This window comes from Roseateles hydrophilus, assembly GCF_026712245.1.
GTDB classification, from domain to species: Bacteria; Pseudomonadota; Gammaproteobacteria; order Burkholderiales; family Burkholderiaceae_C; genus Pelomonas; species Pelomonas hydrophilus.
In genome coordinates, this window is record NZ_JAPPUY010000002.1 from 810,983 (window position 1) to 826,733 (window position 15,751).

Annotated in this window: 9 protein-coding genes; 4 read left to right on the forward strand and 5 right to left on the reverse strand. The window is 70.4% G+C overall.

The genetic code is table 11. The annotated features are described in order from the left end of the window. Entirely contained in the window at window positions 1-939 is a 939-nt protein-coding gene (locus tag NYO99_RS10800; RefSeq protein ID WP_268167187.1) for a transglutaminase family protein, read from the forward strand. 52 nt (window positions 940-991) lie between these two features. On the opposite strand, the gene NYO99_RS10805 is transcribed toward NYO99_RS10800, so the two are convergent. Together NYO99_RS10805 and NYO99_RS10810 are read right to left on the reverse strand one after the other, a co-directional pair. Next, window positions 992-3,517: a S8 family peptidase gene (locus tag NYO99_RS10805; RefSeq protein WP_268167188.1), complete on the reverse strand. Its 2,526-nt coding sequence runs from the start codon at window positions 3,515-3,517 to the stop codon at window positions 992-994. A 105-nt stretch (window positions 3,518-3,622) separates the two neighbouring features. Beyond that, a complete protein-coding gene (locus tag NYO99_RS10810) occupies window positions 3,623-6,313 on the reverse strand; it encodes a sensor domain-containing diguanylate cyclase (RefSeq protein WP_268167189.1) in 2,691 nt (896 codons plus the stop codon). Window positions 6,314-6,455: 142 nt separating this feature from the next. On the opposite strand from NYO99_RS10810, the gene NYO99_RS10815 reads away from it, so the two are divergent. Next, window positions 6,456-7,001 carry a DinB family protein gene (locus tag NYO99_RS10815; RefSeq protein WP_268167190.1) on the forward strand — a complete coding sequence of 182 codons (546 nt, stop codon included), beginning with the start codon at window positions 6,456-6,458 and terminating at the stop codon, window positions 6,999-7,001. Between the two features lie 3 nt (window positions 7,002-7,004). On the opposite strand, the gene NYO99_RS10820 is transcribed toward NYO99_RS10815, so the two are convergent. Further along, window positions 7,005-10,535 carry an indolepyruvate ferredoxin oxidoreductase family protein gene (locus NYO99_RS10820; RefSeq protein WP_422395488.1) on the reverse strand — a complete coding sequence of 1,177 codons (3,531 nt, stop codon included), beginning with the start codon at window positions 10,533-10,535 and terminating at the stop codon, window positions 7,005-7,007. A 117-nt stretch (window positions 10,536-10,652) separates the two neighbouring features. Between NYO99_RS10820 and NYO99_RS10825 the strand changes: the two genes are divergently transcribed. Both NYO99_RS10825 and NYO99_RS10830 read left to right on the forward strand, forming a co-directional pair. Further along, window positions 10,653-11,117 (forward strand): Lrp/AsnC family transcriptional regulator, encoded by a 465-nt coding sequence (locus NYO99_RS10825; RefSeq protein ID WP_268167191.1) that lies wholly within the window; start codon window positions 10,653-10,655, stop codon window positions 11,115-11,117. A gap of 40 nt (window positions 11,118-11,157) precedes the next feature. Continuing rightward, window positions 11,158-12,174: a sensor domain-containing diguanylate cyclase gene (locus tag NYO99_RS10830; protein ID WP_268167192.1), complete on the forward strand. Its 1,017-nt coding sequence runs from the start codon at window positions 11,158-11,160 to the stop codon at window positions 12,172-12,174. 24 nt (window positions 12,175-12,198) lie between these two features. Here NYO99_RS10830 and ccsB read toward each other — a convergent pair whose 3' ends face one another. Both ccsB and NYO99_RS10840 read right to left on the reverse strand, forming a co-directional pair. Beyond that, entirely contained in the window at window positions 12,199-13,548 is a 1,350-nt protein-coding gene (gene ccsB / locus NYO99_RS10835) for a c-type cytochrome biogenesis protein CcsB (protein WP_268167193.1), read from the reverse strand. A 58-nt stretch (window positions 13,549-13,606) separates the two neighbouring features. Beyond that, on the reverse strand, window positions 13,607-15,691 hold the full coding sequence (locus tag NYO99_RS10840; protein WP_268167194.1) for a cytochrome c biogenesis protein ResB: 2,085 nt from the start codon (window positions 15,689-15,691) through the stop codon (window positions 13,607-13,609). Window positions 15,692-15,751 lie beyond the last annotated feature (60 nt).

Sequence of the window (15,751 nt, forward strand, 5' to 3'; positions counted from 1 at the left end):
GTGACGCTGTCTGTCCACCACGTCACCGACTACACCTACGGGGCGCCGGTGGAGTGGGCGCACCACACCGCCTGCCTGGCGCCGCGCGAGACGCCCTGGCAGCGCGTGGCCGGCTGGCAGCTGTCCATCGACCCGCTGCCCGACGCCTGGGGCATCGAAGGCCTGGCGCTGGACGCCGCCGCGCTGGCGCCCCACCTGCGCCGCGACCCCTGGGGCAACCGCCACCTGAGCTTCGGCCATGCGCGCGTGCACGAGGAGCTCAGCGTCGACAGCCGCTTCGTCGTCGAGCTGCAGGACCGTCCCGCCCCCGACCCCAACCGCGGCCCGGCGTGGGAGGCCGTGGCGCTGGGCCTGCGCTACCGCGCCGGCCGCGGGCTGCAGGAGGCTGACGAATTCGCGCTGGCCTCGGCCTACACCGCGCCCGACGAGGCCCTGGCTGCCTATGCGCGCCGCGCCTTCCTGCCCAGCCGCACGCTGGCCGCGGCGGGGCTGGCGCTGATGCACCAGATCCACACCGACCTGCGCTACCTGCCGCACAGCACGACGGTGGCCACGCGCGCGGCCGACGCGCTGGCGCAGCGCAGCGGCGTGTGCCAGGACTTTGCCCACGTCTTCATCGCCGCCTGCCGCGCGCTGGGCTTGGCGGCGCGCTATGTATCGGGCTACCTGCTGACACGGCCGCCGCCCGGCCAGCCCAAGCTGGTGGGGGCCGATGCATCGCACGCCTGGGTGGAGCTGTGGTGCCCCGAGCAGGGCTGGCTGGCGCTGGATCCGACCAACGATGTGCCGGCCAACCTGGACCACGTGACGCTGGCCTGGGGGCGCGACTACGCGGACGTGGCGCCGCTGCGTGGGGTGCTGCGAGGCGGCGGCGTGGCGACGTTGAAGGTCGGCGTCACGGTGGAGCCGGTGTCGGGGGGGGTGAGCTCGCCTGGTTGAAGGGTGGGTTCCCGCGGGAGGCCCATGCCGGGCCCGGATCCCGGCACCGCACTCACGCGCTGGCGAAGAAGTGCCGACGGCGCCCGAGCGTCCAGGCCGCACCCAGCAGGCCCAGCAGCCACCAAACCGCCATCCCGCCGCCACCACCTCCGCCCGAGCTGCTGCTCGAGCCGCTTGTGGCCGTGCTGGCAGCCGACACCGTGAGCGTCTGCGTCTTGACCGCCTGCGCGCCCGCGCTGTCGGTCAGCGTCAGCTGCACCGTGAACGTGCCTGCCGCGCTGGTGGTGACGGTGGCGGTGGCGCCCGTCGTGCTGCCGCTGAACGCCGCGATGGCGCTGCCGCTGGTGATGCTCCACGCATAGCCGGTCAGCGTGCGCCCGGCCGGGGCGCTGGAGCCTGTGCTGTCCAGCGTCACGCTGTTGCCAGCGGTCACGGTCGTGGCCGAGGCGTTGATGCTGGCCGTCGGGCCCAGCGGCGTCACGGTCACCGTGGTGCTGGCGCTGCCGGTCTGGCCCAGCGAGTCGGTGACGGTCAGCGTCACGGTGAAGCTGCCGCTGCTGCTGCCCAGCGTGCTGATGCTGGCCGTGGCGCCGTTGGTGGCCGTGGTGAACGTGGCCAGGCCAGCGGGCGTGGCGCTGACGCTCCACTGGTAGCTGGCGATGGCGAAGCCCGTGGCCGCCTTGGCGCTGCTGCCGTCGACGCTGACCGGCGTGCCGGCCGCCACGGCGCTGGCCGAGGCGACGATGCTCACGGTGGGCGCGGCCGGGGCGGTGAGCGTCAGCGTGCGGGTGGTGGCGGCTTGCTGGCCGGCGCTGTCGGTCACGGTGAGCTGCACGGTCACGCTGCCGACGCCGGTGGTCACCAGGCTGGCGGTGGCGGCATTGGTGGCGCCGCTGAAGCTGGCCAGGCCCGCGCCGGCCGTGATGCGCCAGGCCCAGCCGGTGATGCTGCGCGTGCCGGGCGCGGTGGAGCCGGCGGCGTCCAGCGTCACGGTGCTGCCGGCGGTCACCGTGGACGCGCTGGCGGTGATGCTGGCGGTCGGTGCCGCCGCGCTGGCCGCGGCCGTCACGGCCGCACCGACGTCCAGCAGGCCGGCGCCGCAGGTGGAGGTGGTGCAGTAGCACTCGTCCTGCACGGTGCTGGTGGGGGCGCGGCAGGCGGGCACGCTGCTGCCCGCAGGTTGCGCGGGGAAGCTGCGTGCCGTGCTCTGCAGCAGCGACTTGATCTGCGCCGGCTTCAGCGACGGGTTGACCGACAGCATCAGCGCCGCAGCGCCCGACACCATGGGCGCCGCAAAGCTGGTGCCCACCGAGTAGTTGCTGCTGTTGCTGTAGCCGTGCGTGCTGGCGGTGCTGGTGCCGCTGTTGGTGGCGGTGAGGATGGGGTAGAGGCAGGCGCCGCTGCTGTTGACGCAGTTGCCGGCGGGCGCGGCAATGGCCACCTCGGGGCCCAGGCTGGAGAAGCCGACCTTGGTGCCGCTGTGGCGCACGCCGGCCACGGCGACGACGCCCGTGCAGTTGGCCGGCACGCTGACGGCCAGCCCTTCCTCGTTGCCGGCGGCGGCCACGACGGTGACGCCGGCCGCGATGAGCTGGTTGATGGCGTCCTGGTAGGCCGCGCTGCAACTGCCGCTGCCGCCCAGGCTGAGGTTGATGACCTTGGCCGGATTGGGGTTGGCGGTGGGCACGCTGGTCAGCCCGGCGGCCCACAGCATGCCGGCAATGATGTCGGAGTCGCTGCCGCCGCACTTGCCCAGCACGCGCACGGGCAGGATCTTCACGTCATGCCCCACGCCCGCCATGCCGACGCCGTTGTTGGTGTGCGCGCCGATGATGCTGGACGTCTTGGTGCCGTGCCAGCTGCTGTTGGTGGCGGCGTGGCCGCTGCCGCATTGGTTGGCGGTGGTCCAGTCGCCGGGGTCGGTGGCGTCGCTGTCGCGGCCGCCGCCGTCACCGGCCGTGGTGGTCGAGGAGACGAAGTCGTAGCCGGCCACCAGCTTGGCCGACAGGTCGGGGTGGGTCAGCAGCACGCCGGTGTCCACGTCGGCGACGATGATGCTGGCCGAGCCGGTAGTCAGTGCCCAGGCACCGACCGCATTGATGGCGGACACCAGCGTGCTGTCCGGCGCCTGCAGGGTCCACTGCCCGGCCGCCAGTGCGGCGCTGCTGCTGGCGGGCAGCAGCGGGTCGTTGGGCAGGGCCAGCGGGTAGCGGCGCTCGTCGGGCACGGCGTACTCGACGTCGGCATCCTGCGCCAGCCGCGCGGCGAGCGCGGCGGAGGTGAGCGTCTTGTCGCCCCACACGACCTGGCTGCGCGCGTCGATCATGCGGCCGTCGCGCAGGGCCAGGCCTTGCCGGCCGGCCAGCGTGGCGGCCTGCTGCGGGCCGCGGTCGCCGCGGGCGCGGGCCTCGCGCATCAGCGGGCCCAGGGCCTTGAACTTGACGATGACGCGCGCGCCATCGGCGTCGGCCGTGGCGGCCTGGGCGGGCAGGGCGGCCAGCACCAGCGCGAGCAGGGCGATGGCGGCGATCAGCACGAGCAGCAGGGGCAGGCAAAGGCGGGGCGAGGGCAGGCGCACGGCAGGGCTCCGGGGTGGACTGCCGCCATGCTCGGGCCACCCCGTATCCGGCTTGCGTACGTTCTGTGTCGCGGCGGACACATGACCGCCGCGTGACGCGCGCCCCTACCGCTGCAGCGCGCGCGAGCGGCCGGCGCGTTTGTGGGCGTACATGGCCTCGTCGGCGTGGCGCATCAGCGCGTCGGGCGTGCGGCCGTCGAGCGGGTAGTGCGCGAGGCCCAGGCTGCTGCCCACGGCCACCGTCACGCCGTTGGCCAGCGTGATGGGCTGCGTCAGCGCATCCAGCAGCCGGTCCAGCACCGGCTGCGCCTCGGCCGGCGCCTGCTGCGGGGTGAGCAGCACGACGAACTCGTCGCCGCCCAGCCGGGCCACCGTGTCGGAGGCGCGCAGCCCGGCCTGCAGCCGCGTGGCCACGGCTTGCAGCACCTCGTCGCCGGCATCGTGGCCCTGGTGGTCGTTGATCTGCTTGAAGCCGTTCAGGTCCAGGTAGGCGAGCGCGAACACATGGCCATTGCGCTCGGCCGCGGCGATGGCCTGGCGCAGCCGGTCGGCCAGCAGCAGGCGGTTGGGCAGGCCGGTCAGCGCATCGTGCAGCGCGGCATGTTCCATGCGCGCCTCGTGGGCCTTGCTCTGCGTGATGTCCACCATCATCCACAGCGACTCGTTGCCCCACACCTCGCTCGCACCGGGCAAGGCCACGCCGGCCAGGTCCACCCACAGCAGCGAGCCGTCCTGGCGCTGCATCTGCACCTGCGTGCGGAAGCGGCCGCCGGCCTTGAGCAGCGGGTAGGCCAGCGCGCCCACGGTGTCGTCGGTCGTGTCGTCGATGTGCAGCCGGCGCACCGGGGCACCCAGCAGCGCGCCGGGCTCGAAGCCGAACATGCGCTCCAGCGCCGGGTTGCGCCAGACGATGACGCGCTCGCGCAGCTTGGCGATGCCCACCAGGTCGCTTTGCAGCATGGCCTCCTGGTCGAGTGCGAGCTGGTGCAGTTGCTGGCGGATGCGGTGGGTCTCGGTGATGTCGAACATCACCGAACGGCTTCGCACGTACTGGCCGTGCTTGTCGTAGACCGCGGTGGCCGAGAGGCTGACGCGCCGGGTGCTGCCGTCCGGCGCGGCGAGGTCGAACTCCAGGCCCGACACGCGGCCGTCGCGCATGAAGCGCGGAAAGGCCTCGTCGAACACCGCACGGCCCGGCTCGGTGAGGAAGTCGCGCGGGCTGCGCCGGCCGATGAGTTCGTCGGCCGCGCACCCCAGCCATTGCAGCCCGAGGGCGTTGATTTGCAGGAACAGCCCGTGGCGGTCCAGCGCGTAGTAGGCGCAAGGCGCGTTGTCGTAGAGGTCTTGCAGGCTCTGCCGCGCCTCCTCGGCCTGGGCCTGCGCGAGCTTGCGGGTGGTGATGTCGGACTGGATGACCAGGAAACCGTCCAGCGCGCCGGTGCGGCCCAGCAGCGGCTGGATCTCGATATCCACCCAGTAGTCGCGGCCGTCGCGCGCCCGCTGCATCAGCTCGGCCTTGCTGCCCTGGCCCACGGCCATGGACTCGCGCAGGCCATGCACGGTGTCGTCGTCGGTGAGCTCGGAGTGCAGCAGTTCGCTGGGCAGTCGGCCGCGCGCGTCGTCGGCGGTGTAGCCGGTCAGCCGCGTGAAGCCGTCGTTGACCCAGGTGATGCGTCTTGCGGTGTCGGTGATGAACACCGCGTTGGTCGTGTGGCTGGCCACGGCGGCCAGGCGGGCGAGGTCGGCGGTCATGGCGCGGGCCATCTGTTCCGCCCGCGTGCGGCCGGCGGCGAGCAGGTAGACCGTCACGGCCAGCAGCAGGCTCAGCAGCGCGCCGCCGGCCTGCACGCCCACACCGGACAGCCCCATCAGCTGCATCGCGGCCTGGCGCGTTGGTGCCGTGTCCAGCCGGAACTCACGCCCTTCCAGCGAGAACTGGACGGTGCTGGCCATGAAGTCGCCTGCGGGCTGCGACAGGCTGGCTTCCTGCCCCGCCAGCAGCACGCCGTCACGCGTGGCCAGCAGCGTCAGGTAGTCGCCCTCCGGCATGCGGATGGACAGCTTCAGGTTCAGCAACTCGGCGGACGGTTCGGCCAGGCCGCGCAGCAGTTCGTTGGCCACCAGGGGCGCATACAGCAAGCCCTGCAGTGCGAGGCGGCGCTGCGCCGGGGTGATGGGGTCCAGCCCGCCCTGGTAGACGGGCAGCAGCAGCAGGAAGCCCGGGCCCTTGAGCGGGTCCTGCACCAGCCGCACCGGGCTGGACAGCGTGACCTCGCCGGTGTCGACCGCCTGCTCGATGGCCTGGCGTCGCACCGGGTCGGCCCCTTCGTCCATGCCCCAGGCGGCAAAGTTGCGCGACAGCGGCGAGACCTGGGTGACCACGTACAGCGTGTCGTGATCTCCCGTGGTTTGAACGCGGAAGGGAGTGATGCCCGTGACTTGGCGGGCGGCCATGAAGGCCGGCAGCTCCTGGCGGCGCACGCGCTCAATGAACCCGAAGCCCCGCACGCCGGGGAACTCCTGCGCCAGGTCGCGCGACTCGACGTAGGCACTGAACGCGTCGCGGGTGAGCCGCCCATCCAGCGCCGCCAGGGCGCCGCGCGCGCCCCGCAACCCGTACACGGGCATGGTGAGCCGCTTGACGACATCGGCCTGCAGCCGCTCCATCTGGCGCTCCTGCAGGCTGCGCACCTCAGCGCTGGCTTGGCGCTGGTGCCAGATGACAGCCAGGGCCGTCAGTGTCAGGCCCAGCGCCAGCACCACGGCGGCCGCCACCCAGGCGGTGGGGCTGGTCATTTCGGGCCCGGTGTAGGCGTCTCCAATGCGCAAGCGGCGTCTTTCTTGGCTGACCCAGCGTGTCGGTTGATTGAAGCATGTCCAGGCAGCAGTGTCAGTACCCACGATTTCACGCTTTCACGCGCGCCGCACAATCGGCGCCATGAAGCTGCTCGTCACCCAGGCCCGCGCCAACTGCCTTGCCAACCGCCGCCTGCTGGCGGCCGTGGCGCGTCTGTCCAACGCCGAGTTCCACGCGCCGCGCACCAGCTTTTTTCCGAGCCTGGCGCTGACGCTCAACCACCTGCTGGCCGTGGATGGCTACTACCTGGCCGCTCTGCATGGCGACGCGGACATGGTGAAGCGCTGGTCAGCCTATGTGCCCGCCACGACAGCCGCCGAGCTTGCCGTGCGGCAGGACGAGAGCGACCGGCGCCTGATCGACTTCTGTGCCGGCCTGGTGCCGGCCGATGACGACCGTGTCGTCGCTTTCGACCGCGGTGCCGGTCTTGCCACCGGGCCCCGCGAGCCGCTGTGGCGGGTGATGGCCCAGCTGTTCATGCACCAGACGCACCACCGCGGCCAGGCGCACGCGATGCTGGCCGGCACGGCCGTGAAGCCGCCGCAGCTGGATGACTTCATCCTGCTGGGCGACGCCGCCCAGCGTGTCGCGGACATGGCCGCGCTGGGCTGGGACGAGCCGCTCTGAGCCTCAGAGCTCCGCCACGCCCTTGACCCGCACCGGCATGGCGACCGGCTGCGCGGCCACCGCGGCTGCGCGGCCGTGGAAGCGGTCCAGCAGCGCCTGCCACTGGGTCTTCACCGCCGTCACGTTGGCGTGCTTCACATGGCCGTAGCCGCGGATCTTCTCCGGCAGGCGGGCCAGCTCGACGGCCGTGGCCAGGTTGTCGGCCGACAGTGAGGCCAGGATCTCGTCGACCAGCTTTTCGTAGTCCACGATCAGCTGCCGCTCCATGCGGCGCTCGTCGGTCTTGCCGAACACATCCAGCGCGGTTCCGCGCAGGCCCTTGAACTTCGCCAGCCACTTGAAGGCCGTGAAGGTCCACGAGCCCATCTCGATCTTCTTGGCGCGGCCGTCGGCGCCGGGCTTGGAGATCAGCGGCGGCGCGAGGTGGAAGCTCAGGCTGGACCAGTTCTCGAACTGGTCCTTCATCGCCTGCTCGAAGCGGCCATCGGTGTACAGGCGCGCCACCTCGTACTCGTCCTTGATGGCCAGCAGCTTGGCGTAGTAGCGCGCCACGGCTTGCGTCAGCCGCTGGCCTTGGCCGAGGGCAGCTTCCGCGGTACGCACGCGGGCAACGAGCGCGCGGTAGCGCTCGGCGTAGGCGGCGTCTTGGTAGTCGGTCAGGAACTTCACGCGGCGCTCGATGAGGCCGTCAGGGCCGTCGAGTTGGTCGAAGTTGAAAAACTTCACCACGTTCATCTCGCCGGCCAGGCGTTGCAGGGCGTCCGGCGCGGCGATGGCCAGGCGGCCCAGCGCGAAGGCGGCCTTGTTGGCGTCCACGGCCACGCCGTTGAGCTCGATGGCGCGCATCAGCGCCGCCTCGCTCACCGGCACCAGGCCGCGCTGCCAGCAGGCGCCCAGCATGATGATGTTGCTGGGCAGGGTGTCGCCCATCAGGCGCTGGGCGATGTCTTGCGCGTCCACGGTGGCCAGCACGCCGTGCTCACCCACGGCGAACTTCATCTTCTCCAGCAGCGACGGGGCCTGCAGCGAGGCGTCTGGGTTGCGCACGAAGCCGGCCGTGGGCAGCTCGTGCGTGTTGGCGAGGATCACGGTGCGGCCGGCCTTCACGGTGCCCAGCGCATCGGGCGAGGCGCCCACCACCATGTCGCAGGCCAGCAGCACGTCGGCCTGCTGGGTGTCGATGCGCACCTGGTTCAGCAGGTCCAGCGTGGGCGCCACGCGCACGAAGGAGAGCACCGCACCGCCCTTTTGCGCAAAGCCCATGAAGTCCAGCACCGAGGCCTGCTTGCCTTCCAGGTGGGCCGCCATCGTGACCAGCGCGCCGACGGTCACCACACCTGTGCCGCCCACGCCGGTCACCAGCATGTCGAACGGCCCCGTCCAGGCCCACGGCGTGGGGGCGGCGATAGCGGCGATCTCGCGGGCCAGGTCTTGCGCGGTGTAGCGGGCACCGGCCTTCTTCTTGAGCACCGGGTCGTGCACCGACACGAAGCTGGGGCAGAAGCCGTTCACGCAGGAGAAGTCCTTGTTGCAGCTGCTCTGCTCGATGGCGCGCTTGCGGCCCCAGTCGGTCTCGACCGGCACCACGCTCAGGCAGTTCGACGCGACCCCGCAGTCGCCGCAGCCTTCGCACACCGCCTCGTTGATGAAGATGCGCTTGGGCGGGTCGGCGAACTCGCCCTTCTTGCGGCGGCGGCGCTTTTCGGCGGCGCAGGTCTGGTCGTAGATCAGCACCGTGACGCCCTCGATCTCGCGCAGCTCGCGCTGCACGGCGTCCATGGCGCTGCGGTCGTGGAAGGTGGTGCCGGCGGGGAAGAGGCCGTGGTGGCCGTCGTACTTGGCGATGTCGTCGGACACCACCACCAGCTTCTTCACGCCCTCGGCTTCCACCTGCCGCGCGATCTGCGGCACGCTGGTGGTGCCGTCCACCGGCTGGCCGCCGGTCATGGCGACCGCGTCGTTGTAGAGGATCTTGTAGGTGATGTTGGCCCGCGCGGCGATGGCCTGGCGGATGGCCAGATAGCCCGAGTGGTAGTAAGTGCCGTCGCCCAGGTTCTGGAAGACGTGCTTCTCCTTCGTGAAGCGGCTGTGCGCCGCCCAGTCCACGCCCTCGGCGCCCATCTGGATCAGGCCGGAGGTGCCGCGCTCCATCCAGCTGGCCATGAAGTGGCAGCCGATGCCGGCGAGCGCCCGCGAGCCTTCGGGCAGCTTGGTGGAGGTGTTGTGCGGGCAGCCCGAGCAGAAGTAGGGCTGGCGGCGCACGCCGTCGGCGGCATTGCTGAGCAGGCAGGGCGTGAGGAAGTCCACCACCAGGTGGCGGCGGTCCAGCGCGGGGTTGAGGCGCGCCAGCCAGTCGGCCACGGTGTTCATGATGCGGCTGGGGCGCAGCTCGCCCAAAGCGCTCAGCACCGGCGCGCCATGCTCGTCGGTCTTGCCCACCACGCGCGGGCGCTGGAACTCGGGCAGGTGGTAGAGCAGTTCCTTGATCTGGCGCTCCACCACCGGGCCCTTTTCCTCGATGACGAGCACGTCGGTCAGGTTGCTGCAGAACTCCACGATGCGCGTGGGTTCCAGCGGGAACACCAGGCCCACCTTGTAGACGCGCACGCCGGCCGCGGCCAGCGCATTCGGGTCCAGGTCCAGCCGGCGCAGCACTTCCATGAAGTCGTAGTGCGCCTTGCCCACCGTCACGATGCCCAGCGTGGCGGCGGGGCTGGTGACGATGTGCTTGTCGATGCTGTTGACCTGGGCGAACGCGCGCACCGCATCGAGCTTGTGGGCCAGGCGCGATTCGAGGTCCAGCGAGGGCAGGTCCACCGAGCGGATGTGCAGGTTCGTCGGTGCGACGTACTCGACGGCGTGCTCGAAGTCCAGCGGCACGGTGTCGAGGTCCACGGTCATGCCGCTCTCCACCACCTCCGAGATCGCTTTGAAGCCCACCCAGGCGCCGCTGAAGCGACTCAGCGCCCAGCCGTACAGGCCGAACTCCAGGTACTCGGCCACGTTGGCCGGGTGGACGACGGGCATGCTCCAGGCCTGCAGGGCCTGGTCGCTCTGGTGCGGCGTGCTGCTGGAGACGCAGCCGTGGTCGTCACCGCACACCACGAGCACGCCGCCTTGCGTGCTGGTGCCGTAGACGTTGCCGTGCTTGAGCGCGTCGCCCGAACGGTCCACGCCCGGGCCCTTGCCGTACCACATGGCAAACACGCCATCGACCGTGCGCTGCGGGTCCAGCGCCACGCGTTGCACGCCCAGGCAGGCGGTGGCGGCCAGGTCTTCGTTGATGGCGGGCAGGAACTCGATGTGGGCCGCGTCGAGGAACTTCTTGGCCTTCCACAGTTGCTGGTCGACCATGCCCAGCGGCGAGCCGCGGTAGCCCGACACGAAGCCGGCGGTCTTCAGCCCGGCGCGTTCGTCCACCTTCTTCTGCGCCAGCAGCAGCCGCACCAGGGCCTGGGTGCCGGTGAGGAACACGGCGCCGCTGTCGGCTGCGAGGTTGTCGCTGAGCTGGTAAGGGCGCAGGGTGTCGGTCATGGGGGCTCCTGGATGGGCGGGAGATTCTTTCGCCCGCTGGCCGGAAGAACTTGCCTCATTGCCGCAGATCGGCAAGGGTGGTGAGATGATTCTTCTCCGAAAGTGGAGACTTTGGAAATGAATGACTTCGACCGTGTCAGCCGGCAGATCCTTGAGGCCTTGCAGGTGGACGCGCGCCAGTCGACCCAGGCCCTGGCCGAGGCGGTGGGGCTGTCGGCCACGCCGGTCTGGCGGCGGGTGCGGGAGCTGGAGGAGCGCGGCGTGATCCGGGGGCAGGTCGTGCTGGTGGATCGCGAGAAGCTGGGCCTGTCCATCCTCGTGCTGGCCCAGGTCAGCCTGGTGCGGCACAGCGAGGGCGCGGTGGAGCAGTTCGAACAGCTGGTCGGCACGCGCCGCGAGATCATCGAATGCCACGCCATCACGGGCGATTCGGACTACGTCATCAAGGTGGTTGCGGCTGACATGAAGGCCTACGACCAGTTCCTGCAGCAGCACATCTTCAAGCTGCCCGGTGTGGCCAGCGTGCGCAGCAACGTGGTGCTGCGCGAGGTCAAGTACGAGACCGCGTTGCCCGTGGCCTGAGGGCTGCATACAGTCGGCCCGTTGCCACTTGCTGCCAGTCATGGATTCCCTCTTCGCCCACCTCACGAGCTCGCTTCAGGGTGCCCGCACGCTGGAGGATCTGACTCGCCCGCTGCTGGAGATGCTGGAGACCGTCAGCGGGCTGGAGTCCACCTACCTGACCACCGTGGACCTCAATGCCGGCCTGCAGCACGTCGTCTATGCGCGCAACTCGCGCAACCTGCAGATCCCTGAAGGCCTGTCGGTGCCGTGGGGCGACACGCTGTGCAAGCGTGCGCTGGACGAGGGGCGCTGCTTCACGGACGAGGTGAACACCGTCTGGGCCGACTCGGAGGCCGCCCAGCAACTGGGCATCCAGACCTACGTCAGCACGCCGGTGCGGGCCGACGATGGCGCGCTGTACGGCACGCTGTGCGGCGCGAGCTCGGAGCGCCGGCCGCTGACGGCCGAGGCCGAGCAGGTGCTGCGCATGTTTGCCAGCCTCATCGAGAAGCACGTCAGCCGCGAGCGGCTGATGGAGCAGTTGCTGCAGGCCAATGTCGAGTTGCAGACGCAGGCCCTGACCGATGCGCTGACGGGGCTGCTGAACCGCCGGGCGCTGCAGCAGGAGATGGTGCGCTTGATCTCGCTGGCCCAGCGCACCGGCTGTTGGTTGCTGGCGGGGGCCATCGACCTGGATGGTTTCAAGCAGATCAACGACGCGCATGGCCATGACGCGGGCGACGAGTTCCTGCGCGGCGTGGCGGCCCGCCTGCAGGCGGCCCTGCGCAGCGGTGATGTGCTGGCCCGCCTGGGTGGGGATGAGTTCGTCGTCGTCGGGCTGGGGCCGAAGCTGGCCGAGGATGGTGCTGCGGCTGCGCGGCTGATGCGCCAGCGCCTGGCCGGCGCCACGGCAGGCCAGTACCCGGCCGGCACTGCCCGCATCGACTACGGCGGCGCCAGCGTCGGCGTGGCCTGCCTGGACCCTCAGCGGGTCAGCGTCGACGACGTGCTGCGCGAGTCCGACGCGGCGATGTACCGCGTCAAGTTCGACCGCCGGCGGACGGCGCCGCACTGAGCGCGGCGGCCGCCGCGCGGCCGCTCACAGCTCGCCGTAGCTGTGCAGGCCGGACAGGAACATGTTGACGCCCAGGAAGGCGAAGGTCGTCACCAGCAGGCCCACCAGCGACCACCAGGCCGACACCGCGCCGCGCAGCCCCTTCATCAGCCGCATGTGCAGCCAGGCGGCGTAGTTCAGCCAGACGATGAGGGCCCAGGTCTCCTTCGGGTCCCAGCTCCAGTAGCCGCCCCAGGCCTCAGCGGCCCAGAAGGCGCCCAGGATGGTGGCGATGGTGAAGAACGCGAAGCCCAACGCGATGGCCTTGTACATGAGGTCGTCGAGCTGGGGCAGGTCCGGCAGGCGCGCGCTCAGCGGCCGGCGCGCAGCGATGCACAGGCCCAGGAACGCCATGACGCCCGCGATCTTGCGGGCCCAGCTGACCAGGCCCGTGGCGGTCTCGGCCGACACGCTGCCGAAGGCCCACACCGCGCCGATCAGCGCCAGGATCAGCCCCGGCACGCCGATCAGGCCCAGCAGCAGCGAGCGCGTGGTGGCCGTCTTCAGCAGATAGGCCAGCGCCACCATCGCGGCCAGCGCGAACGCGCCATAGCCGACGAAGTTGGCCGGCACGTGGATCTTCATCCACCAGCTCTGCAGCGCCGGCACCAGCGGCTGGATCTCATGTGCGCCGCGCGACACGGTGTACCAGAGCAGGAAGGCCACGGCCGCGCTGACCACCAGCATCACGTAGGCGCCCAGCGAGCGCGTCGCGAAGCGCTGCTCGTAGTACAGGTGGAACAGTGCCGTCATCCAGCAGAACAGCACGAACACCTCGTAGAGGTTGCTGACCGGGATGTGGCCGATATCGGGCGCAATCTGGTGGCTCTCGAACCAGCGCACCAGCGTGCCCACCAGCGCCATGAACACGCCGCCCCAGGCCAGCTTGGAGCCCACGACCTCGGCCACGCTGTCGCGGCCCGCGCCGGTGAAGAAGCCGCCCCAATAGAACAGCATGCTCATGACGAACAGCAGGCTCATCCACAGGATGGCGCTCTGGCTGGACAGCATGTACTTCAGCAGGAAGACCTGCTCGGCCGCGGCCAGGTCGGCGCCGAAGGCATCCGGCTGGCGGGCGTACAGGCCAATCGCCAGCAGCGCGGCCGCGCCGGTGGCCAGGCTCAACAGGCGCAGCGGCTTCCAGAACCAGCCCAGCGCGATCAGCGAGGGCATCGAGCAGGCGAGGATGGCCTGCTCGTAGACATCCATGCTGGCGTGGTAGCGCTGGAAGGCGTAGCCGCCGCCCAGCAGCACAAGGGCGGCGAAGACCCAGTCCAGCGCGTCGCGGCGCTGCAGCGCATGGCGGCGCGGCAGGTCGAAGGTGGTGGTGTTCATGCGGCCTCCCAGCGTGCCGCCGCGAGGGAGGCTGTGAGCGAAGCGGGCGTGGGGGCGTTCATGACTTCTCCTTGAGCAGGACAGCTTTCAGCTGCGCGAAGAGGGTGGCGTTGTCGGGCGATTCGCGGGTGCTGGACATGGCCATGCGCACCTGTGAGCAGGCAGTGTCGGCGCTGGGCGCGATCCACACCCACAGCCGGCGCTCCTTCACATAGAGCATGGCGAAGACGCCGATGATCAGCAACACGGCGCCCAGATAGACCAGCTTCTGCCCAGGGGCTCGTGCCACCTGGAATACGCTGGCCTGCACCTGCTCGAAGCTGTCCAGCTGCACCAGCATGGGCGCGGGGTAGTAGAGGCTGTCGGACAGCGACAGCACCGCCTGCGTCATGAAGGCCTGGGTGGCCTCGTTCACCACGGCGGGCGCCAGGCCGTCGCGCGCCCGGGCCAGCTGGTGCAGCTCGAACAGGCTGCCGTTGAGGATGCGCAGCAGTACTTCCGACACGCGCGTGCGCTCGGCCTCGGGCACGTCGCGCTCGATGAACTGCGACAGCGCCGGCAGGCCGCCCTTGGTGTCGTCGCCGTTGGACGCCGTGGTGCCCGCGCCAGAGAACAGCGTCAGCGCGCGCTGCGCCGTGGTCTGCAGCTGCTCCTGCATCTTGGGCTGCGTGGGTGGCGTGGCCGAGCGGGCGTAGGCCCGCGCTGCTGCCTCGCGCAGGCCCGCGTCGCCCAGCGCGTGGCGCAGGCGCAGCCAGCCGTCCAGGCGGTCGTTCTCGTCCACCGGCATGCGCAGGTAGCGGAAGTTCTCCGACGCCGACTCGCGCACGCCCGACAGGAACACCCGCTGGCCATCCAGCGTCACCGGAACCATGTAGTTGTTGAACTCGCGCGCCTGGCCGGCCGCGTCGCGCAGCTTGTAGCTGAAGCTGGGGCCGACGTTCTGCAGCGACTTGTTCTTGTCGCCCTTGGCGCCGCTGCCCAGGTGCTGGCTCAGGCGCTCGCCCAGGTCCACCTTGCGCACGTCGGCACCGCTGGCGTTGCCGGCATCGTTGCCGGCCATGTTCTCGACGTTGATGACGCGCAGCCCGTCCAGCTCCAGCGTCAGCTCGCCCACGGCCGTCTTGGTGCCGACGCGGCCGCTCAGCGGGGCCGGCTTGCCACCGTTCAGCGGCAGCAGCTGCAGCTGGAGCTGGCTGCCGCCGTCCTCGAAGCTGCTCTGGTAGATGGCCAGGCCGTTGTGGATCACCGGCTCGTTGACCTTGACGGTGGCCTCGCGGCGCGCGCCACCATCGTGGATGACGATGTCGCTGGCGAAGCTCTTGGGCATGCCGGTGTCGTAGTACTCGACGTTGAACTTCTTCAGCTCGATGTCGAAGGGCAGGTCCTGCAACACGACACCGTTGGGCAGGCTCAGCACGGCGATGCCCTGGCGCTGCTTCTCCGGCACCGACACGTTGCCGCGGAAGCTCGGGTTGGCCGCCGACAGCCGGTGCTCGGGCTTGATGTCGGCGATGAAGCCGCCGCCGTCGAAGATCTCCTTGCCCTGCAGCCACATGGCCAGCCGCACCATGGCGTTGCCGTCCAGCACGCCGCCGATGAGGATGAGCACGATGGCCGAGTGGGCGGCGATGTAGCCCAACTTGTTGGACGCGCCGCGGCGGGCCGCGATCATCGTGCCGTGCTCGCGCTGCTGCACGCGCGCCTTCCAGCCCAGCGCGGTCAGTGCGCTGCCGATCTCTGCCAGCGCCATCTGCGGATTGCTGGGCAACTCGGCGATGGCCTTGTGGTGGTGGGCCTGCAGCGATTGCTCGCGCACGCCTTCCTTGTAGTTCTTCAGATCGGCCAGGATCTTGGGCGTGTTGCGGACCACGCACAGCGTGGTGGAGATCACCAGGAAGGCCAGGATCACGAGGAACCACGGCGCGCTGTAGACCGTGTACAGGCCCAGCTTGCCAAACACCTCGGCCCAGAACGGGCCGAACTGGTTGATGTAGTTGCCCATGGGCTCGCTCTGGCGCAGCACGGTGCCGATGACCGAGGCGATGCAAATGACGCTGAGCAGCGCGATCGCAAAGCGCATGGAGGCGAGCAGGTCCAGCAGTTCGCGGGCCAGCGACGGGCGGGAGGAGGAGGCGGACGACATCAGGGGGAGCGGGCGAAAAAAAGGCCGGTGAGGTTCACCGGCCTTCTTCCAGAGGCTTGG